General features: G+C 61.9%; 1 pseudogene. It reads right to left on the bottom strand.

From position 1 onward, the window contains the following. A pseudogene (locus NDI65_RS22160) lies at positions 1 to 905 on the bottom strand (heavy metal translocating P-type ATPase); the annotation flags it as partial. Positions 906 to 923 lie beyond the last annotated feature (18 nt).

Raw genomic sequence — 923 nt, 5'->3', positions numbered from 1 at the left:
TCCTTCCCAACTGGTCTGGATTCGCCGGTAATCATCGACTCGTCAACGGACGACTCGCCCTCGACGACTTCGCCGTCGGCAGGCACGCTCGCGCCCGGGCGAACGAGCACGACATCGTCCTCGCCGAGTTCGGAGACGGGCACTTCCTCGGTATCCCCACTCTCTGTGATGCGCTCGGCAGTGTCGGGCATGAGTTTCGCCAGTTCGTCGAGCGCCCCCGAGGCCGCCCGGACCGACCGCATCTCCACCCAGTGGCCCAGCAGCATGATGTCGATCAGCGTGACGAGTTCCCAGAAAAACGGTGTCGTCCCTTCGAGAAACAGACTCGCGATCGAGTAGACGAACGCCACCGATATCGCCAGCGAGATGAGCATCATCATCCCCGGCTCGCGGTTTTTCAGCTCCGTCCGGGCCATCGAGAGGAAGGGCACGCCACCGTACGCGAAGATCACGACCGCAAGTACCGGCGTTATCCACGTACTCCCGGGGAACGTAGGGGCCGTATAGCCGAAGACGTCCTGAATGAATTCGCTGAAGACGATGACCGGAATCGAGAGGACGAGCGACACCCAGAACCGCCGCCGAAACATCGCCTCGTGGCCTGAGTGATCCGTGTGATCGCTGTGATCCCCGTTTCCACCCCCGTGTCCCTTCTCGTGGGCGTTACCACTATGGTCGTGCTCGTCGTGTACGTGCTCTGCTTCTGTAGAGTGAGCGTGCTCGGCCGCAGCGTGGCGGTGCGCGTGTTCGGCTTCGTGGTCGTTATGTGCGTGTTCGTCCGTGGATTCGGGCTCCGTGGTGGCGTCTGCCGCAGTGTGAGTGTCGTCCTTCGGGAGTTTGGACTCCGGCTCGGATGACGCGTGGGCTGTTGCTCGCGCTTCAGCATCTGCTTTCAATCGGCAAATTCGACAACAGTAGACGGG

The organism is Haloferax sp. S2CR25, assembly GCF_031624535.1.
GTDB classification, from domain to species: Archaea; Halobacteriota; Halobacteria; order Halobacteriales; family Haloferacaceae; genus Haloferax; species Haloferax massiliensis.
The sequence above is the reverse complement of the archived record's forward strand: the minus strand, read 5'-3'. Positions and strand labels throughout refer to the sequence as shown.